Annotated in this window: 20 protein-coding genes; 9 read left to right on the top strand and 11 right to left on the bottom strand. The window is 38.7% G+C overall.

Annotation, left to right across the window (positions count from 1 at the left end; all coding sequences use genetic code 11):
* Window positions 1-181: 181 nt before the first annotated feature.
* Entirely contained in the window at window positions 182-1,135 is a 954-nt protein-coding gene (locus ACYVM0_RS01420) for a lipase family protein (RefSeq protein WP_460551352.1), read from the top strand.
* A gap of 164 nt (window positions 1,136-1,299) precedes the next feature.
* Here ACYVM0_RS01420 and ACYVM0_RS01415 read toward each other — a convergent pair whose 3' ends face one another.
* The 5 genes from ACYVM0_RS01415 to ACYVM0_RS01395 all read right to left on the bottom strand — a co-directional run bounded on the left by ACYVM0_RS01415 (window position 1,300) and on the right by ACYVM0_RS01395 (window position 7,824).
* The gene (locus tag ACYVM0_RS01415) at window positions 1,300-3,813 is read right to left on the bottom strand and encodes a DNA gyrase/topoisomerase IV subunit A (protein ID WP_460551349.1); all 2,514 of its coding nucleotides are present in this window, start codon (window positions 3,811-3,813) and stop codon (window positions 1,300-1,302) included.
* Between the two features lie 39 nt (window positions 3,814-3,852).
* A complete protein-coding gene (locus ACYVM0_RS01410) occupies window positions 3,853-4,233 on the bottom strand; it encodes a four helix bundle protein (RefSeq protein ID WP_460551346.1) in 381 nt (126 codons plus the stop codon).
* 70 nt (window positions 4,234-4,303) lie between these two features.
* Window positions 4,304-5,122 (bottom strand): DUF1835 domain-containing protein, encoded by an 819-nt coding sequence (locus tag ACYVM0_RS01405; RefSeq protein WP_460551343.1) that lies wholly within the window; start codon window positions 5,120-5,122, stop codon window positions 4,304-4,306.
* Between the two features lie 23 nt (window positions 5,123-5,145).
* A complete protein-coding gene (locus tag ACYVM0_RS01400; RefSeq protein ID WP_460551340.1) occupies window positions 5,146-5,931 on the bottom strand; it encodes a class I SAM-dependent methyltransferase in 786 nt (261 codons plus the stop codon).
* Between the two features lie 6 nt (window positions 5,932-5,937).
* Window positions 5,938-7,824 (bottom strand): DNA topoisomerase IV subunit B, encoded by a 1,887-nt coding sequence (locus ACYVM0_RS01395; RefSeq protein ID WP_460551338.1) that lies wholly within the window; start codon window positions 7,822-7,824, stop codon window positions 5,938-5,940.
* A 126-nt stretch (window positions 7,825-7,950) separates the two neighbouring features.
* Here ACYVM0_RS01395 and ACYVM0_RS01390 point away from each other — a divergent pair, with 126 nt between their 5' ends.
* The 4 genes from ACYVM0_RS01390 (at window position 7,951) to ACYVM0_RS01375 (ending at window position 10,593) form a co-directional block, all read left to right on the top strand.
* Window positions 7,951-8,736, top strand: coding sequence for a Rossmann-fold NAD(P)-binding domain-containing protein (locus tag ACYVM0_RS01390; RefSeq protein WP_460551335.1), 786 nt, complete (start codon window positions 7,951-7,953; stop codon window positions 8,734-8,736).
* A gap of 136 nt (window positions 8,737-8,872) precedes the next feature.
* On the top strand, window positions 8,873-9,373 hold the full coding sequence (locus ACYVM0_RS01385) for a BON domain-containing protein (RefSeq protein ID WP_460551332.1): 501 nt from the start codon (window positions 8,873-8,875) through the stop codon (window positions 9,371-9,373).
* Window positions 9,374-9,402: 29 nt separating this feature from the next.
* Entirely contained in the window at window positions 9,403-9,819 is a 417-nt protein-coding gene (locus ACYVM0_RS01380) for an SH3 domain-containing protein (RefSeq protein WP_460551328.1), read from the top strand.
* A 78-nt stretch (window positions 9,820-9,897) separates the two neighbouring features.
* Window positions 9,898-10,593, top strand: a complete 696-nt coding sequence (locus ACYVM0_RS01375; protein WP_460551325.1) for a thioredoxin domain-containing protein — start codon at window positions 9,898-9,900, stop codon at window positions 10,591-10,593.
* 30 nt (window positions 10,594-10,623) lie between these two features.
* Here the strand turns inward: ACYVM0_RS01375 and ACYVM0_RS01370 are convergent, their stop codons facing one another.
* Complete coding sequence (locus ACYVM0_RS01370) at window positions 10,624-11,676, bottom strand: formimidoylglutamase (RefSeq protein WP_460551322.1); 1,053 nt, start codon at window positions 11,674-11,676, stop codon at window positions 10,624-10,626.
* A 128-nt stretch (window positions 11,677-11,804) separates the two neighbouring features.
* On the opposite strand from ACYVM0_RS01370, the gene ACYVM0_RS01365 reads away from it, so the two are divergent.
* The gene (locus ACYVM0_RS01365) at window positions 11,805-12,803 is read left to right on the top strand and encodes an alpha/beta hydrolase (RefSeq protein ID WP_460551319.1); all 999 of its coding nucleotides are present in this window, start codon (window positions 11,805-11,807) and stop codon (window positions 12,801-12,803) included.
* 65 nt (window positions 12,804-12,868) lie between these two features.
* Complete coding sequence (locus ACYVM0_RS01360; RefSeq protein WP_460551316.1) at window positions 12,869-13,663, top strand: class I SAM-dependent methyltransferase; 795 nt, start codon at window positions 12,869-12,871, stop codon at window positions 13,661-13,663.
* A gap of 5 nt (window positions 13,664-13,668) precedes the next feature.
* Here the strand turns inward: ACYVM0_RS01360 and ACYVM0_RS01355 are convergent, their stop codons facing one another.
* Complete coding sequence (locus ACYVM0_RS01355; RefSeq protein WP_460551313.1) at window positions 13,669-15,021, bottom strand: lipopolysaccharide biosynthesis protein; 1,353 nt, start codon at window positions 15,019-15,021, stop codon at window positions 13,669-13,671.
* A 27-nt stretch (window positions 15,022-15,048) separates the two neighbouring features.
* Between ACYVM0_RS01355 and ACYVM0_RS01350 the strand changes: the two genes are divergently transcribed.
* Complete coding sequence (locus ACYVM0_RS01350; protein ID WP_460551310.1) at window positions 15,049-16,107, top strand: glycosyltransferase family 9 protein; 1,059 nt, start codon at window positions 15,049-15,051, stop codon at window positions 16,105-16,107.
* 3 nt (window positions 16,108-16,110) lie between these two features.
* Here ACYVM0_RS01350 and ACYVM0_RS01345 read toward each other — a convergent pair whose 3' ends face one another.
* Both ACYVM0_RS01345 and ACYVM0_RS01340 read right to left on the bottom strand, forming a co-directional pair.
* Window positions 16,111-16,767, bottom strand: a complete 657-nt coding sequence (locus tag ACYVM0_RS01345) for a hypothetical protein (protein WP_460551307.1) — start codon at window positions 16,765-16,767, stop codon at window positions 16,111-16,113.
* Between the two features lie 169 nt (window positions 16,768-16,936).
* Complete coding sequence (locus ACYVM0_RS01340) at window positions 16,937-17,461, bottom strand: hypothetical protein (RefSeq protein WP_460551304.1); 525 nt, start codon at window positions 17,459-17,461, stop codon at window positions 16,937-16,939.
* A 107-nt stretch (window positions 17,462-17,568) separates the two neighbouring features.
* Here ACYVM0_RS01340 and ACYVM0_RS01335 point away from each other — a divergent pair, with 107 nt between their 5' ends.
* Window positions 17,569-18,561 (top strand): ion channel, encoded by a 993-nt coding sequence (locus tag ACYVM0_RS01335; RefSeq protein ID WP_460551302.1) that lies wholly within the window; start codon window positions 17,569-17,571, stop codon window positions 18,559-18,561.
* A 96-nt stretch (window positions 18,562-18,657) separates the two neighbouring features.
* Here the strand turns inward: ACYVM0_RS01335 and tpiA are convergent, their stop codons facing one another.
* Together tpiA and ACYVM0_RS01325 are read right to left on the bottom strand one after the other, a co-directional pair.
* Window positions 18,658-19,419, bottom strand: a complete 762-nt coding sequence (gene tpiA / locus ACYVM0_RS01330) for a triose-phosphate isomerase family protein (RefSeq protein ID WP_460551299.1) — start codon at window positions 19,417-19,419, stop codon at window positions 18,658-18,660.
* 10 nt (window positions 19,420-19,429) lie between these two features.
* On the bottom strand, window positions 19,430-20,614 hold the full coding sequence (locus ACYVM0_RS01325; RefSeq protein ID WP_460551296.1) for a putative sugar nucleotidyl transferase: 1,185 nt from the start codon (window positions 20,612-20,614) through the stop codon (window positions 19,430-19,432).
* Window positions 20,615-20,632 lie beyond the last annotated feature (18 nt).

Below are 20,632 nucleotides of genomic sequence, written 5' to 3'. Positions count from 1 at the left end.
ACGGTTGCCGGCCTTTAACGCAACCGGTATATTTGTTTTAAACGTTCCGGCTTTTGTACTAATTGTGCTGTGTTGGCTGCGACTACATTTCATTGTATTTTTTGTGGGCGGTATAGCAGGTTTGCACTTGCCGTAGCTAGATTAAAATATGTAGCCTGGATAGTGTTGTTAAGTAAGGACAATGCATGTAAAAGCTTCGGCAAAATATTCCCCAACAGGTACTCATCAATTTATTCATCATTTTAAAACCATACGCATGTACGATAATAATCTTTCTAAACTATTAGCTCAAATGAGCGAATTAACCTATGTACAATATAGCAACGGGGTACCTCCTGCAAACAATGGTAGTATTACCCTGCCTGCCGGTTTTACACAAACGGCATCCTTTACGGCACCTGAAATTGACGTTCAAAAATTATGGCCGCATTATACAAATATTGACTGGCAGAATATTACCGGTGGACAATCCGTTGCAGCGGTTGCAGCGATGAACCTGCAGCTACAGGACGTGTATTTTGGTTTTGCTGCCACTTCTGCCCAATATAATATTATTGCCATCAGGGGCACCCAATCAGCATATGAGTGGTTACTGGATGCCAGCATTCCACAGGTGCCGGTACCTTTAGTATGGTTTAATAACGGGCAATTTCAATGGGCAAAGGTTCATCTCGGCTTCGCTATTTTTTATGCTTTACTGATTGAGCAGGTCCTGGATGCCTTCAATAAATTTAATAACTCATTGCCCTGCCTGGTTACAGGCCACAGCCTGGGTGCGGCATTAGCTACACTAGTAGCCCCTACGCTAAAGATCGCCAATCTTGGCTGTAATGTGGAGATGTACAATTATGCCAGCCCAAGGGTTGGAAATGCCGCCTTTGCAGGAGCCTATAGTACACTAATACCCGATAGTTACCGCGTGGTTAACCTTTGCGACCTTGTGCCCATGTTACCGCCTACTAATGTTATCGGCCTTACTTATGCCGACGTTCCGGAAGAATGGTCATTCCTCAATCAAACAGGTAATATAGCCGGTAACCATGCGCTGATAGGTACAGATAATTATACGGATGCTGTAAATGCAGGAGTACCTACCAATGCACCACGTACCTATCCTGTAACTGGTTTAGGATAAACAAAACCTTTACAAGCCGGAGACGGCACGCTTTAGTCCACGGTAAGTATTAACTGTAACGAATATACTATTTTACCTTTTTGCCCGGCGAAGAAAACGACAAGGCAATAAAAAACCTGTTAAGCACTTATCACGCTTAACAGGTTACAAATAATTATTCAGGCTTAAAACAATTCCGGCTGCTGGTCATCTTTCCCCTGCGGCTTCTCCCATTCCATTTCCACCGATTTAGAATATTCTGTAAGCTTTGCCCCTACTGCTTTCCAGCCCATCACTTCCACCAGCTTTACTACCTTAAACTTGGCTTTGCGTACCATCTGGCCGCGGCCACTCTGCACTACTAAAATGGGTTCCGGATCGGTACTTACCATTTCTAAGCGGTTATCTTTTCCTTCCTTAATAAAGAAGAATTTGCTATGCAGTGTGGTGGTCTCAATTTTAAAACGTTTGATATTGTACTGCAATTTTTCGTTATCCAGATACACTGCAGTTACAATTTTTTCCGGGTTGAATTTTTCTATCATCAATACTTTCTCCGGATCAAAACGCTGGGTCAATTCCTGGTCGGTTATTTCGTAATTGCCATCGTTGTACACCACCAGCAACCTGTCTTCAGCATCAAATTTACCCAGGTAATCGCCTTTTTCTTCGGTACTTAAACGGCCGAATTTATTATCGAACCATAATTTTTTAGCATCTAAAGTTGATTTACCCGCCTCCTTGAACTTTACAGATTTAATCGGATATTTTGTAACAATATTTCCAATACTGCCACGGCCTTTTATTTCCTGTTCTTCAAAATAAAAATCAAATTCTTTAATTCTTGCACTACAGTTAGGGCTTAACACTATTTTCACCACTTCGGCTTCGCCGTTGGCATTGGCAGTAAAATAATGTACCCTGCTTTTTTCGGAGCCTTTGGTAAGATCGTATTCTTTATCTCTTGTAATACCAGACACATTAAAACGTTTAGCATAACTCACTCCCGTTTTGGCATCCACGTAAATCATGTTGTAAGTAGTGCGTTCGTCATTCTTTTGAAAAACGGCCACATGCAAAATATCCTTCCCAATGAATACTTTATCAGAAACCTTTACCACTTTCATGATACCGCCTTTTGTAAAGGCAATGATATCGTCAAGATCGCTTACTTCTGCTATTAACTCATCTTTCTTTAAACCTGTACCAATAAAACCGTCAGCACGGTTCACATATATTTTTGTGTTGGCAATAGCTACTGATTTTATTTGAATGGTATCAAATTCTTTTATTTCCGTTTTTCTCTCCCTGCCTTTGCCATATTTTTTAAGCAGGTTTTCGTAGTAAGCCACTGCATAATCGGTAAGGTTGGCTATATCATGTTTTACCTGCTTAATATCCGCTTCTAATCCTTTTATCTGTGCATTCAATTCATCAATATCCAATCGGTAAATACGGCGTACAGGCTTTTCAGTCAGCTTTACAATATCTTCCCTTGTAATCTCTCTCTTCAGTTGCTTCTTAAATGGCCCGAAAGCTGTATCTATGGCAGTCAGTACTTTTTCCCAGGTTTCGTGTTTCTTCTCTAACTCCTTATAAATTTTTTCTTCAAAGAATATTTTTTCCAATGAAGTATAATGCCATTTTTCCTGTAACTCTCCCAGTTTTATCTGCAACTCTTTCAGCAAAAGGTCTTTAGTGTTATCAGTTGCTATCTGCAATAATTCTTTTACACCTAAAAACTGGGGCTTGTCTTTTACAATTACACAGCAATTGGGTGAGATACTTACTTCACAATCGGTAAATGCATACAATGCATCAATGGTAATATCAGGTGAAATGCCCGGGGCTAATTCAATGATAATTTCAACTGCCGCTGCGGTATGATCAGTTACTTTTTTAATTTTTATTTTACCGGCATCATTGGCCTTTACAATACTTTCCATCAGTTGTGTGGTGGTAACGCCAAAGGGTACACTCCTGATCACTAAAGTTTTCTTATCCTGTTCTTCAATAATTGCCCTGACCCTTATTTTTCCGCCACGCTTACCCTCATTGTAACCACTGGCATCCATGGTGCCACCGGTTTGAAAGTCGGGTAATATCTCAAATCTTTTACCCCTTAAATATTTTATAGATGCTTCAATTAATTCACAAAAATTATGCGGTAAAATTTTTGTTGCCAATCCCACCGCAATACCTTCTGCACCTTGCGCCAGTAACAGTGGAAATTTCATTGGTAAGGTTACCGGTTCATTTTTTCTTCCGTCGTAACTTAATGCCCACTCAGTGGTTTTGGCATTAAAGGCCACTTCTAATGCAAACTTGCTCAGTCTTGCTTCTATATAACGTGGCGCTGCGGCATCATCACCGGTTCTTACATCGCCCCAGTTTCCCTGTGTTTCAATCAGCAGATCTTTTTGCCCCAGGTTTACCAATGCATCACCAATACTGGCATCACCATGCGGATGGTATTGCATACTTTGCCCGATGATATTGGCCACTTTATTAAAACGGCCATCATCCATTTCTTTCATCGAGTGCAATATGCGTCGCTGTACCGGTTTCAATCCATCTTCTATTGCAGGCACCGCCCTTTCCAGTATTACATAACTGGCATAATCTAAAAACCAGGTTTTGTACTGGCCACCAATGCCAGAGTCTGTGTGGATGTAGTCTTCTTTAGTTGCTTTAGCCATATCTTTTAATACAAATGTTCAACAATCAATTTTCAACATTCAATGCTCAAGTTTTAGCAGTCTTATTCTTTTGACTGTATCAATACTTTTAGCAATGATGGCAATTAATTCTTCTGTGCCTTTATAAATATCAATTAATTTTGAAACAGGTTTAATTAATTCTTTTCTTCTTATAACTTTTAAAGCAGTTTGGCATTCTTTCAATTCCTTTAAAACAACACCTGATTTATGAATACAATCATTCCGGTTTTCTGCAGCCTGAGTTTCGCCATAATTAAATGAGGGAGAGCGACAGGATTTTATTAATTTTCCCGCAATATAATTTCCACTCCTGGTATTTGGCAACGCTTCTACCACATCAATCATTCTACATGTAAACTCAACAAACCGATCTTCTAAATCATATTTTTTATTATCCATTTTAAAGTTGGCAATTCACTTTTAAAATAATGTTGGTTATTACCAAAGTGTATTTACAATTGAAAATTGATTATTGAGCATTTAGCTTCGCCTTCACTTCAAAGTCTTTCATATTCGCCACTTTTCCCTGCACATCAAACATTTCCTGTGCAATCATCACTTTTAAACGCCACAATAAATAAGCGTCACCTGTAGTGTGTTTCGCTTTACTTAAAAAATGATGGATCACTTTTGCAGCTTTCTGCCAGTCACCGGTTACCTGCTTTTTTAATTCTGCGTCATAAAAATCATAATCCACCTGCGTTAATTTTTTGCCCCCTTCCAGTAAACGCACCCCTTTGTTTTCATTGCAGAGTCTTGTCCATTCATCAGGGTCTACTTCAAATTCACTCAAGGTAATTTCACGTGCCAGTTTTTTAGCCTTTAAAAATTCTTTAGCAGGTATTTCACTGATCCAGTTAGGATAAAAAATATGCCCTTTCTCATTGATAAAAGGCAGGTTGTTGAGGTACAGAATAAAAACCCTGCCCTGGAATTCCTGCATATATTTCAGTAACCAGTAATAACCGCTTACATCATGTTTATTCTGCGCTGCCCATATCCAGATGATCTCATTTTCATTTCTACGCATGGTACCCACTAATTCGGCAGCAGTTTTATAATCATCTATTTCGCCGTCTGTAATTTTACTTTCATAATCACCACCGGCAAGTACCTGCTGCCACCATTGTTTACGTTCTTCAATTCCTTCTCCAACGTAAATGTTATTCAGCGGACCAACTGCGTAATCATCTTTTATTTGTACAATTTCCCCCTGCAAACTTTCGTCTAATTCAATTGCCTGCTGCAATACTTTTACATCGGGCTCATTAAAAACAATATGTATCATTATAGCTTTTCTTTTAATAAATTTTATTGTGGTGTGATCAGATAATACACACAGGTGGTAAAATAATTGCGGATGTATTTTATTTTACTCATCAATTTACTTTGTACTTTGGGCTTCCAGCCAAATTTATATTCGTAAATAGGGTTAATTAAATAGTGAGTTTTATTAACTACTTTATATCCTGTTTGCCGTACAATTTTCTCAAACCGCTCAATGGAAATCCCGGTTTCCTTTATTTCCACCATTTCCTGTACATTTTCTTTGCCGGCCTTCAATATAATTCTATACAATCCCATCGGCAGCAAATGAAAGTAGGGCAGCTTACTTAAAAAACGGCCACGCATTATTTGCTGGTGTCCGCCAAAAGGCATCTGCCATGGCGGAAAGCCAAAAAATATTACACCTTCTGCATTTAAAAATGTTTTCATCCAGGCAATCAGCTTTGATTGATCATGAATATGCTCTATAACATCTTTTAAAATAATGATATCGAATTTGCCCTTAAATTCTTCTGCCACATTTACTTTATAAACATCTTTTGATAAAAAAGATATTTTGTTACCGGCCAATTCGTCCTGCATCCATTCTCTTGCCATTACTAAACGGGGTTCGTCTAACTCCACTCCTACGCCCACACAACCTTTGTCGGTAAATGCTTTCAGAACCCCTGCTTCTCCGCAACCAATTTCCAATACCCTTGTTCCCGGTGCAACAGTTTTATATTGTTCAATAAAAGGGATAACATATTTACGGGTGTTTTCCACCTGTATGTCAAAATACCTTTTTCTGTCGCCGTGAAATTCAAACATCGCCTGTTATATTTGTTCTTCTACAAGATCTAATTCAACCTGTAAATTATCAATGATAAACTCCTGCCTTGAGGGGGTGTTTTTTCCCATATAATATTCCAGCAACTGTTGAATATGTGTTTCGGGTAATAACATTACAGGTTGCAGGCGCATATCGTTACTGATAAATTTCGCAAATTCTTCGGGGCTGATTTCGCCTAGTCCTTTAAATCGTGTTATCTCCGGCTTACTGCCTAATTTTTTTACTGCAGCCTGCTTTTCCGTTTCATCATAGCAATAAATAGTCTCCTGTTTGTTTCTTACACGAAACAAAGGTGTTTCTAAAATATACACATGTCCGTTCTTCACCAGGTCAGGAAAAAATTGCAGGAAGAAGGTCATCAGCAGTAAACGGATGTGCAAACCATCCACATCGGCATCCGTTGCAAAGACAATATTATTAAAGCGTAAATTTTCATACCCTTCTTCAATATTTAAAGCATGTTGCAATAAATTGAACTCCTCATTTTCATACACCACTTTTTTAGTAAGCCCGAAACAGTTCAAGGGCTTACCCCGCAAACTGAATACCGCTTGTGTGTTTACATTTCTTGCCTTGGTAATGCTTCCGCTGGCACTATCACCTTCGGTAATAAAAATGGTACTCTCCTTTTGCTTTTCTAAAATATTGTCTTTGTCTTTTCCGGTAGCCTCATCATTGTAATGAAACTTGCAGTCTCTTAATTTTTTATTGTGCAGGTTAGCTTTCTTTGCTCTTTCATTGGCTAATTTTCTAATACCGGATAATTCTTTTCTCTCCCTTTCATTTTGTTCAATGCGTTTTTTCAACGCTTCGGCAGTAGCAGGATTGCGGTGTAAAAAATTATCAAGTTCTTTAATTAAAAAATCGCCGACAAAATTTCTCATGCTTGGCCCGTTCTCATACACATTTAGTGAACCGAGTTTGGTTTTGGTCTGGCTTTCAAAAACAGGCTCCTGCACACGTACACTTATGGCTGCACAAATGCTGCCGCGTATATCAGCCGCATCATAATCTTTTTTATAAAATTCCCTGATGGTTTTTATATAACCTTCCCTGAATGCCGCCAGGTGCGTTCCGCCCTGGGTAGTAAATTGTCCGTTTACAAAACTGTAATACTCCTCACCATAAGTACCTTCATGTGTAATGGCTACTTCAATATCTTCTCCTTTTAAATGAATGATGGGATAACGTATTTCGTCAACATTGGTCTTGCGTTGCAACAGATCCAGTAAACCATTTTTACTTACATAACGTTTGCCATTCAAATTCATCACCAAGCCTGCATTCAGGTAACAGTAATTCCAGAATTGATTATCTAGATATTCCTGTACAAAATGAAAGTTCTTAAAAATGGTTTCGTCAGGCACAAAAGTTACAAAAGTGCCGTTATCTTCTTTGCTGGTTGTTTCCTTATGTTCTTTTACTAATACGCCTCTTTCAAATTCAGCCGTTTTTTCTTTACCCTCACGGTAAGCGGTTACTTTAAAATAATGGCTCAATGCATTCACCGCTTTTGTACCCACACCATTTAAGCCCACGCTTTTCTGAAAGGCTTTGCTATCGTATTTGGCACCCGTATTTATTTTGCTTACCACATCCACTACTTTACCCAACGGAATGCCGCGGCCATAATCTCTTACAGTAATTGTTTTGCCATCAATATTCACATCCACATGTTTACCATAGCCCATGGTATGTTCATCAATACAGTTATCGATCACCTCCTTCAGTAAAACGTAAATACCATCGTCGGGGCTGCTGCCGTCACCCAGTTTACCAATGTACATACCGGGACGAAGGCGGATATGCTCTTTCCAGTCGAGGCTTTTAATGGAATCCTCCGTATAATCAAATAAGTCTTTTTCTGCCATTTCTATGCTATTTCAGCCTGCGAATATAGCGGAATGGATGCATTTTACAGGGCATAGAATTATCCACATGCAACAAATAAATGTGAGAAAAAATAAAATTATCTAGCTTTATCATAAATAGATAAAATGAATCTTGACCTTTCGGGAAAAACAGCCCTGGTATGTGGCAGCACACAGGGCCTGGGATATGCCACCGCAGCAGAATTGGCCTTATTGGGCTGCAATGTTGTATTGTTTGCAAGAAATAAGGAAAAGCTGGAAGAAGCCGTCGCTTCCTTATCCAGAAAAGATAATCAAAAGCACAGCTACCTTGTGGCCGATTTTACAGATACGGTATCGGTTAAAAATGTTATTACTGAGTTTGTGAAGAACAGTACGGTTCACATCCTGATCAACAATACCGGCGGGCCGGCAGGCGGGCCGGCGCTGAATGCCACTACAGATGAATTTATACAGGCATTTAATAACCACCTTATCAATAACCATAATTTAGCGCAGGCTGTAGTACCGGGTATGAAAGCGGCAGGCTTTGGCAGAATTGTAAATATTATTTCTACCTCGGTAAAAATTCCGCTGGCGGGCCTCGGCGTAAGCAATACCATTCGTGGTGCTGTAGCCAGCTGGGCAAAAACCCTGGCTACCGAACTGGGGCCTTTTGGTATTACTGTAAATAATGTGCTGCCCGGTTTTACCAAAACCAGCAGGGCCGATTATGTGATTGGCAAAAAAGCCATCGATACCGGTAAAACTGAAGAACAGGTACTGGCCGAACTGGTGGCAGAAATACCTGCCGGAAGAATAGGGCAGCCGGAAGAATTTGGTGCGGCAGTTGCCTTTTTATGTTCGCCTGCTGCAGCTTATATCAACGGAATAAATGTACCGGTTGATGGGGGCAGGTTAGGCTGTTTATAAATTTATTAACAATGCAACCGGTTACTAAAAAAAGAAGTCTGTATTAACCTGCAGGAAATGTTGAAATCAATTTAAAAAAAGCAATTCAAATTTTCCTTTCTTTGAACAAATATTAAAAACAAAAAAATCATTTACAATGAAACTGACTAAAGTAGTGATGGGGGTTGTAGTAGCAGCCACCTTATCCTTTGCAAGCTGCAAACCAAAAGATGGAGACATTAAAGAAAAAGTTGAAGCTGCAATTAAAGCAGATCCAATGTTAACAGGTGCTGTTGCCGACGTAAAAGATGGCGTGGTAACAATTACCGGCGAAATGAAAGACAGTGCCTGTAAAGCACTATGCGAAAAAACAATCGGTGCCATTAAAGATGTAAAGCAGGTGGTTAACAACTGTACTTTTACACCTCCTCCACCGCCACCAGCTCCACCAGTTTCTTTAACTACAGTTTTAGATGCTGCCACCCAGCAAAAAGTAAAAGATGGTTTAAAAGATATTAAAGGCGTTACTGTAACATTTGATGGCGAAAAAGCGCTACTTGCTGGTGATGTGAGCAAAGCAGACAGGATGAAAATTATGCAAATGTTAGCTTCTGCAAGAGTAAAATCTGACGTTAGCAAATTAATGGACAAGAAATAATTTCATTCACAAACTAAAAAACAAACACAATGGCATTACAAGATAAATATGCTGAATTGATACAAGCTGCAACTACAGCTGGTGTTGAAAATCTGGCAACAGCAGAAAAAGATGGGGTACTGCATATAAGCGGTACAGCAAAAAGCACCGCTGATTATGATGCACTTTGGGCATTATATGCTAAAATTGACCCCAACATGGCCAGTGGCGACCTGATGATGAACATAGACATTAAAGCTGATGCAGGTGCTCAATTAAAAGTAACTACCGACTCTACCAATTTAAACATCAGAAGTACACCCAGTACCGATGGTGAAATTGTAGGCAAAGCAGCGCACGACGAAGTGGTGACCCTGGTTGAAAAAACTGACGACAGCTGGTGGAAAATTAAAACTGCCGATGGCGAAGAAGGTTATGCATATGCACAATACCTTTCACCAATGTGATATATTACAACTTTAATTACAAAAGCCGTTCCCGAAAAAGGAATGGCTTTTTGTTTGTACTTTAAGTAAATTTGCAGTATGAAAACTATGCAACGATTTTTATACAGTTTTTCCCTGAGTTTATTCATTTGTTCCTGCGCAGCACAAACAAAAACTGATTTAACTGCAGATGAATTTGAAAAAGGGATTACAAAAGACTCCATACAAATCCTTGATGTGAGAACACCGGGAGAATATGCTTCGGGGCATATTAAAAATACACTCTTAGCCAACTGGAATGACCCGAAAGAATTTGAACGCAGGGTGGCATTTATTGATAAAACAAAACCTGTTTATGTGTATTGCCTTGCCGGTGGCAGAAGTGCTGCCGCAGCACAAAAAATGAGGTCGATGGGTTTTACTGCCGTATACGAATTAAAAGGTGGTATTAATGCGTGGAAAGCCGCAGATAAAAAACTGGAAGGAGCTTCTGCTGCAAAACAAATGAGTATTGAAGACTTTAATACTGCAATCCATTCGTCAAAAACAGTGCTGGTTGATTTTGGTGCCACCTGGTGCCCGCCCTGCAAACAAATGGAACCGGTTTTACAAAGCCTTCAAAAAAACAATGCCGGCAAATTTACATTGGTAAAAGTAGATGGCGGAAATGACGAAACCATTTTGAAGCAATACCATGTAACCGCATTGCCCGTATTCATTGTATTTAAAGACGGTAAAGAAATCTGGAGAAAAGATGGTGTGGCTGAAGAGAAAGAAATAGCAGCACATCTTTAGCTGCAAAAATGGTGGTAACTTTCACACTGGTTAATCCTGTGTATGCGCTTTTACAAAATCGCTTACTAAATAAGCAATCAGTTTTCCTGTACTGTCATCCTTTCTGCCATCTGCTAATTGTGTAGCGCCTTCACAAATATGCAGGTAAGCTACCTTGGCATCCGTTGCAGCAAAATTAATATATTGCCTGGCCTGCAAAGCACTGATGCCGCTGGGTGTTGCAGCACTGCTTAATACATTTTCAATACAATCCATATCCAGTTCTATACCCGTAGGATTATCTTCTGTAAAGCCGGTAGCATGGGCTACAGCCTGTATAAAATTTTTTCTTTCGTGAATAAAGATCTCTTCAAAAGTGATGTAATCGATAAATGGATTATTATGAATATCCATCAAAACACTTTGCGAAATATTATTTTCATGCACCCCAATCATACAATACTTGCCCAGGTACCCATCTTCCTCTGCATATTTAAAACCATTGCCGCTATGCCGACCTTCTGTAGGGGCATAATCTGTGTGGGCATCTAAATTCACACAATTAATTTGTGCCAGCGGAATACTTCCTGCTTTCAGTAAGCCCTTTGCCACGCCTTTAATAATAGGATATGCATTATTATGGCCGCCGCCGATAACGATGGGTATTTTTTTACTGGCTGCAATTACTTTCAGCATGTTTTCCACTTCTTCATCAATAATATTTACGGCATGGCGATAAGCCTCTATCAATTCATCAGGGTTATAGGCATAACTGTCAATTAAAAATTTAATATCGCCAAAATCAAAATGCCCCAGCAGTAAAATATTATCTCCCGGTAAAAAATCATTACTCTTATTATTTAAGAAGGAAGCCAAAAAAGATAGCCATGCAGTAGTAGTGCCCCCGGTTCCATAATTGGCTCTTACACCAATATCTTCCGGAATACCAATCAGTACATATTTAGCAGTTGATTGCTGTAATACATCAGGCCACTCGCCCTCAGTTTTCAGATACTGTAACCGCTCTCCCACTTTGGTTTCAAAGCGCCGTACTTTAGTGAGCGACAAAATATCTTCTTTGGTGTAAAACTTAAAATGTTTCATTAAGGGAAGTTAAAGAAATTCCCTATAATTAATCGCAAAGATTTTTCACTGAAAAATAGCCGGAAAGCAGGCATTGGAAGCATAATTTCCTTTTCAACAAAAAAATGTAGCTTCATAAAAAATTACATATGCGCTGGTTAAAAATATTGCTGTATATAATCGGGATTCTAATTATAGTGTACTTATTTGGGCCCCGCCCGGAAACACCTAAATACACTACCTGGCTGCCTTTAACGCCCGCTATTACCGAACTGGATAAATTTGTTGCCGCCAATGAAGCCAGGCACAAATTAAAACCCGATAACGAAGCAAGAATTGTGTGGGCCAATGACAGCCTGAAACAAAAAACAGAATACGCCATTGTGTACCTGCATGGTTTTTCTGCTTCGCAGGAAGAAGGCGACCCAGTGCACCGCAATATTGCCAAAACATTTGGTTGTAATTTATATCTGTCAAGATTGGCTGAACATGGTATTGATACCTCCGAACAATTAATGAACCTGACTGCAGATAATTACTGGGAAAGTGTAAAAGAAGCTTTTGCAATTGGCAAAAAACTGGGCAGCAAAGTGATACTGATGGGTACCAGCACGGGTGCTACACAAGCTATACAACTGGCAGCCACCTATCCCAATGAAATTGCAGGATTGATTTTATACTCCCCAAACATTGCCATAAATGATAATAATGCATGGTTACTGAATGACCATTGGGGCTTACAGATCGCAAGATTGGTTAAAGGCAGCAATTACAACGATCCCGATGATAAACGTTCCATTTACAAACAATACTGGAACAAACCCTACCGGCTTGAGGCTGTGGTTACTTTAGAAGAAATGCTGGAAACTACCATGAATAAAGACAATTACAGTAAAGTAAAACAACCGGTGCTGATGCTCTATTATTATAAAGACGAGCAGAACCAGGACAAAGTGGTAAAAGTAAGTGCCATGAAAGAAATGTTTGCTGCATTAGCTACCGATACACTACATAAAAGAGCGTTGGCTTTACCCAATACGGGAAATCATGTTATTGCATCCCCTATAAAATCAGGCGATGTGATAAGTGTTGAAAATGAAACCAAAAAATTTTTAGAAGAAGTGATGCAGCTGAAGCCGGTAAAATAATAGAAAGCACTTTAAAAAACATTATTTCAGTCCTGTAATTCTTTGCTTACTTTGTAAGCGGCGCTATGTTGACTCCACTAAAAAATACTTTAAAAAAGCTGGGCATATTTAATACCCTTAAATATTCTGCCATCGGCAATTTATATTATGTTGTTTTCAACAGGCCGCAACATAAAGCAACCGTAAAAGAATTTTCGTTTTACCGATCTTTTTTACCGTCTTGCAAGCTAATATTTGATATTGGCGCCAATGACGGACACAAGACCATTGTTTTTAAAAAACTTGCCGCCAGGGTGGTTGCCTGCGACCCAGACCCACACAATATCAAAATACTTGGTATGCGCTTTGGCAATAGCCAAAACGTTACTATAGAACCATTTGCCATAACGGATTATATTGGAGAATGCAGCTTTTACATACAACAACCCGGTTCGCCTTTAAACAGCATTAACCCGCAATGGAAAACAATACTGGAAGAACATAATAACAACAGGTGGGTTGAACCGATAGCATTTTCAAAGGTCACGCTGATAGCAAAAACCACTACGCTTGATGCATTAATAGCCAAACATGGTGTGCCTGATTTTATTAAGATTGATGTGGAAGGAAATGAGCAAAATGTTTTAAAAGGTTTATCACATCCGGTTAACTATATTTCTTTTGAAGTGCTGTTACCTGAATTTTTACATGAAGCTATAGAATGCATTCGATCATTATTAAGTATACATAAAAATTACCGCTTTAATTATTCAGTGGATGAAACTATTATGTTGCCGGAGTTTTTAAGCGGCGATAATTTTATAAGTTTGCTGAACACACTCAATATTCCACATTTAGAAATTATTGCAGCAATTAAATAAGGCTACTACTTGTTGCTATCAGATCCTGAAAATAAAATACTGCTGTATTTGCTATAGAATTGTAGTCTTTTATGTACAAAAAACGAAAGTAAGAGGTTATATAAAAAAATACTTGCCCAGGAAACTGCTATTGCGGCTTTAAGTCCGTACAAGGGAATTAATATAGCATTTGCAATTGCTTCCGCTACTAAAATTATCAGCAAAGCATAAAAAGAATACCGTTCATTACCCGATGCTTTTAAAACAAGATTGGATGAGCCAAAAAGGGAATTGAATATTGGTGCGCTGCAAAGAATAAGTAACAGGATATACATTTCAGGTGAGGCTACGCCAAAACTCTGCAGGTAAAAATAACCAATTGCAGATACGCCTAAAAAGCAAAGTATAGCCAACAGCAGAATCGTTTTTGCAGAATTTTTAAACAGGTTTTTAGCGGCTTCTATATTTCTTTCGCCAAAGTGATGTGCGAATTTTTGCGGCAGGAAATAATTGAATAAAACATCCGGCACAAAAACAAGATCGGAAATACGCAACAGTATCTGGTAGCGGGCTGCATCTTCATTTTTAGTAAAGAAACCCAGGAATAATAATTCCATACGGGTAAAAATATTATAGCCCAGGAATATGCACATAAAATAAAAACATTTATTCACCCACTTTTCTGTTACAACTGCTGCAGCTGGTTCGATGTGAAAATTTTTCCTGTACACTTTAATAGCAAAGAACAACAGGCAGAAAGTAACGCCGGCAAATACCAACAGGTTAATATCATACAAAGCAGATAAAGACAATTGTATTTTATATTTATAATACCAGAGTATTACAATAAAAAGCACCAGCGGTTTTAAAAGATCTTCCAGCCATTGTACCCTGGTAACCCAGTGGAATATTTTTAAAAAAGACCTTAACAATGCCAGTCCAGTAAATAAAAAAATGAGCGATAAAAATGCCGGTACCTGGTCTGCTTCCAAAAAATCCAATGCGCTCTTGTTATAGTTGGCGAGCCATAAAATCAATAAGGTAAAAACAGCGTATAAGCCCAGGAAAGTTGCAATTGCTTTTTTTAATATATATGCGCTTGTAATTTTACCCGACTTATTTTTAGGCAGTTGGGGTATTTTTTGAATCAGGTAACCATCCCATCCAAAAGCCAGCAAAGTACTGATCAGGGATATCCAACTGACAAAAACCGTATACTTTCCATATTGAGTAAGGCCAATCAACCTGGTGAGGTAGATATTAGAAACATATACTAAAATCAGCCCGATGGCCCATACAAAAAATGTTTTACTTAGCTTTGACAACTCAACCGTGTTATCAAAGTAATTTTTACGTATGGCTGTAAATAATTTTATCATTCTTTGCAATTGCAGCAATTAAAATTAATGAAACTACTACCAGTAAAAAAAAGAAAGATCGCAATACTTTTTACAGCAGGCCTGGGAGATACTTTGCTCTACATTCCTTTATTGAAAGAATTAAAGAAAAAGCAGTTTCATGTTACCGGCATTTTTTATTCCAGGTACAAAAATGATTGCTTATTTGATGCTACCCTGCTAGATGTTAAAGTACATATCAATACAAAATCATCCTTGCTTCTCTATGCGCTGATGAAGTTGAAACATTTTGCCAATATTTATATAAACCATACCGGTGGCGGAAAAATGATCACGGCTGCTGCTGCAATCTGCAGCAAACGCACCAGCAAAACAAAAGCTTTTTTAAAAAAGCAGCCATTGGGTAAAAGAACCAGGAAGGTAATTTTAAATTTTACTGATGCAGAACAAAACCTGCATTTGTTATATACAGAACAAAATGCAGCCATAAAAGATATCAGCGATTATTACCTGCCCCACGCTGCATTACAGCCGGGGATAATAAAAAAGTATACCGGGGATCAGGCATCGCCATACTTTGTAGTTCAGATTTCTGCAGGTAACAACGCCACACCCTATAAAAACTGGCCGCATAAACATTGGCTTATATTAATAAGCATGTTATGCAAATCGTACCCAACAATCAGTTTTATCATTTTAGGCGATGCTACAGAAACGGAATATACCAAGGCCTTTAACGACTCCGGATTTACTAATTGCAAAGTATTGATAGGAAAAACTTCTGTGGAGGAAGTATTTAATATAGTAGCGCAAAGCAATGGCTATATTGGTTTAGATAGTGGTATTATGCACATGGCAGTAACATTGCAAAAAAAAACCGTATCAATTTTTGGTGCCAGCAGTGAAACATTATATGGTTATTCTTTTTTAGATAAAGCCAACCATAAAGTGATCATCAGCGATATTAGTTGCAGGCCCTGCTCCAGCTGGATAAACGCCAACACAACAAGGGTGTCAGATCCGATGCAATGTCCCGATTTTGCCTGTCTCAGTTCAATTGACCCGCTTTTTGTTTACGACCAGGTGATATCGCATTTCCATATTTAGGTTTTAGCTTGCAGTTTCTCTGCCAGGTTCTTTGTATTTTGAAAACCACAGGCAGCCTAAAAAAGCACTCCACGCAAAATAATTGATCCGCATTAACGCAAAATCAAGCAGAACAAAAAGTACAAATGCAACTATCAATATTTTATCAAACCGTTTTGTAAAAAAACCTGCAATAAAAATCAGCTCTGCAACTGTAGCACTTAAATAAAGCGTGTAGGAAAGTGTATTATGGTTTGAAAGGTAATAAACACAGCGGGTAAACCAATCGCCGGGTGCCGCAATTATATAAGGTGCATGCTGCCTTACCAGGATGGCACTCATTTCCTCAGCATTAAAAATTCCCCCTCCCCTGATTTTCCAAAGTCCGGCGGAAAAAAATATCAGTAAAAAAACATAACGCAGGCAGTGCATGGCATAATAAAATCCTTTGTCTGATCGTAGCGCAAAGATCAATGGAATTATTATCCAGCCAGTAAAACCCTCAACGCTTAGCATACCCAGCGAAGTGATCAATAATGCATATACAAGATTAAACAAGCCTGTAATAATTGCTAAAGGATATTGCCATTTATTTTTAGTACTGCTTAAAACCAATAATAACAGGGGCAGTACATAGTAAACAACATCAAATAACAATTGCAGCCAACTGCTTTTGATCATTACATTTTGAATACCTGTAACAAATAAAATATTCTGGGTAAAATCTAACCGGTTAATAAAAAAAACAGGCTTCAGCTGGTGTAATAATAAGCCATGAAAAAGCAACCAGCAATAGCTTATAGTAAAACAAAAAAAGTAAAAGAGAATAAATCTTTTTCTATGGGATTGATTAAGGAACAATACAGGTTAGTTTAAAAGGTGTATCAATAGCAGCTAATGCCCCGTTGTGCCATACATAATGCTGTTCGTATACATTAAGGGAGGTTACAGCCTCTTTTGTAATGCTCTCAATTTTTGTTTTGTACCATTTGGTAAATGTAGTATCTGTAATTACCGGGTTAAATTTATCATACGGCATAAACGACGCAAGCCCTGTGTACCCCACATACTTTTTCATAGTTGCATACACCTGGGCATTAACGGATTTATAGTTCTGATACCGTTCAATATATATCTGGATAACATCTCTTTCAGTAAATGAAACGGCAGCGTTGTTTATCATTTTATCATTGGCAGTTACTGTATAAACAGTCTGCGTATCTCTCAGGTGAAAGCTGCCTGCAAACATGCCGTATTCAAAAACCGGCGTTGCCACCAAACCCCACTTATAATTGATAAAAAGAAATGAAATTATAAAAGCAATAAAAACAAAAAACATGCTCCTGCTATGCCGGTATAATTTTTTAATGAACATAAAAGTTCAACTGAGTTAAGTAAGCACAAAGTTAAGGCTATTTGAAGTGCCCTGCTTTTTTATCCAATTAAAATTATCCTTAAATTACAGTGTTTAAAACTAAGAATATGGCCCTCCTTCGCAAACTTAACGCCAAAGCCAAAACAGCCATCAATACCGGCTTTGGGGCAAATGCATCCGATTATGGCGGCCGTTTTGTAAATAAAAACGGGCAGCCTAATATCCAGAAAAAAGGTATTGGTTTACTGGAACGGATAAGCTGGTATCATTCGTTGCTTTCACTTCCCAGGTGGAAGTTTTTACTTACACTTTTTACCTTCTTCATTGTTGCCAATTTTATTTTTGCCTGTATTTATTATTTTGTTGGAGTTGATCATTTAGTGGGGTTGAATACCGGCTCTGAACTGGAAAAATTTGGCGAAGCATTTTTCTTCAGTGCGCAAACATTCACTACTGTAGGTTATGGAAGAATAAGCCCGTCGGGATATTTAGCAAGCACCATTGCTGCATTTGAAGCGTTAATAGGTTTGCTGAGTTTTGCCATTGCCACCGGTTTATTTTATGGAAGATTCAGCAAACCTACTGCCTATCTTAAATTTTCAGGCAATGCCATTATCGCACCATTTAAAGATGGCACTGCATTAATGTTACGTATTGCCCCTTTTAAAAATACTACGCTAACCGATGCGGACGCAAAAGTAACATTAGGTATGCCGGTAGAAGAAAACGGAAAAATGGCGAATAAATTTTTCCCGCTGCAGCTGGAATATGATCGTGTAAATACACTCACGCTAAGCTGGACGATCGTTCACCCCATTACAGAAGACAGCCCCCTCTATGGATATAGTAAAGAAGATTTTGAAAACAGCCGGGGCGAATTGATGATCTTGATAAAAGCTTTTGACGATATGTTCAGCAATACAGTTGTTGCAAGAAGTTCCTATACTTTTAAAGAAATTGTATACGGCGCCAGGTTCAATCCCATGTATTACCGCAACGAAGAAGCCAATACCACTGTGCTGGATATTGAAAAATTAAACAGCTTTACCGAAGCTGACATTGTTGAAAAAAGCCAGGTATCCGGTAAAGCTGTTAGCTGATTGCAGCTATAGGTGTCAGTACGGAGCTAACCATCAGGCTCCTCTCTGCGGCTTTAGCTTAAAGGGGGCTGACGGCGTGAAGCTATACTGCCCCTGTTATTTTAAACCATTAATGATGGCAGCAAATTCGGTAGCAATTAAAGAAGCCCCGCCTACTAATCCGCCATCAACATCCGGCTTGCCAAAAATTTCTTTTGCATTACTGGCTTTTACACTTCCGCCGTATAAAATAGAAATGCTATTGGCAACAGTAGCGCCGTATGTAGCAGCCAGTACGCTGCGTATATGCGCATGCATTTCCTGCGCCTGCTCGCTGGTAGCAGTTTTTCCGGTACCAATTGCCCAGATGGGTTCATAAGCAATGATAAACCCGGTTAATTGTTCGGCTGTTAAATGAAATAAACTTTCTTTAAGCTGAGTTTCTACATAACTGTTCTGTGTACCGGCTTCTCTTATAGCTAAAGGTTCGCCGCAACAAAAAATTGGTGCCAGTGCGTTTTCAAAACAAATATTTACTTTTTCAGCAAGCATGGCATTGCTTTCGTTAAAATATTCACGGCGTTCGCTATGGCCCAATACCACATATTGTATACCAATACTTTTCAGCATCTCTGCACTTACTTCACCGGTATAGGCGCCGCTTTTTTTATTATTACAGTTTTGTGCTGCCACAAAAACGTTTTTCTTTCCTGCTAACTTATTTTTTATTGAAATTAAATAAGGAAAAGGCACAGCAAAAATTGCAAGTTGGTTTTCTGTTAGCTCGTGTGGGGTATTTAATAATTCGTCAATAAGTGTTTCGCCCTGCTGAAGAGTCAGGTTCATTTTCCAGTTGGCTGCTGCAATTTGTTTACGCATTGATGTTGGTTTAATTTTTTTTGTAAATATCCGTCAAAATTTTTGTTTCTTTTTCAGTAATTGAAAAGCCTTTCAATTGTTTCCATTTATTAATGTCTACTAAAGCATTGCTTAATTTATATTTTGTTATACCATCGCAGCCCCAGCTAAAATGCTCAATGTATTTTGGTGTAAGCCCTTGTGCAAACACATTACAGCAAATGCCCACTACAGTTCCGGTATTAAAAGATGTATTGATAGCCGCTTTAGAATAATCACCCATTAATAAACCACCTTTATTACCTGCACTCATCTCCTTTTTATCGGCATGTACCCAGTATTTTACTTCACCGCAATTATTTTTAATGTTGCTGTTACTGGTTCCTGCACCAAGGTTACACCACTCTCCAATTACACTATCGCCCAAATATCCATCGTGTGCTTTATTGCTATAAGCCATTAAAACAGAATTTTTAATTTCCCCCCCCACCAGGCAATAAGGACCGATAGTGGTAGCACCGTAAAATTTACTTCCCATTTTCGCAAGGCTTCCTTCACACATCGCAAACGGCCCTCTCACCATGCAACCTTCCATCAGTGCTGCATTCTTTCCAATATAAATCGGACCTGCTGAGGCATTTAAAATACAATGCTCCACTTTTGCTCCCGGTTCTAAAAATATTTGCGAAGGATTAATAAGTTTATTGGTTTTGGAAACAGGCCTGCTTTTTCTTTTTGCAGTGATCAGTTTAAAATCTTCTCTTATAGCCCAGTCGTTCAGTTGAAATATTTGCCAGGGGTAATGCAATACTTTCAAACTTTCATCATGCTCCACTGACCGACTGATCTTTATTTTATGCAGCCCCTGCACCTCTTTTTCAGAAAATTTGTAGGCAATCCCTCCCTCATCTTTTACAGAAAGAAATTCACCCCGTTGTAATTTTTTAATTTTTTTGATGATAGCTGCAGTTGGCAACACGTTGGCATGCACCATCAGGTAAATATCTTTACCTATATTCTTATCAATCTTTACAGATTGCTCATCATCCAGGTAATAGCCTTCCCATTTATCAAACGAAGGCAACTTCAGCAGCTTTTCCCATTTTTCCCTGATGGTTAAAATGCCCACTCGTATATCCTGGATGTGGCGGGTAAGTGTGAACGGATGAAGGTTCTTTGGTTTGCAATATTCTTCAGTAAAAATTATCTTTTGCATATTGTAAAACTACTAAGA

The organism is Ferruginibacter profundus, assembly GCF_054783275.1.
Note: the sequence above shows the minus strand (reverse complement) of the source record. Positions and strands in the feature narration are given on the sequence as shown.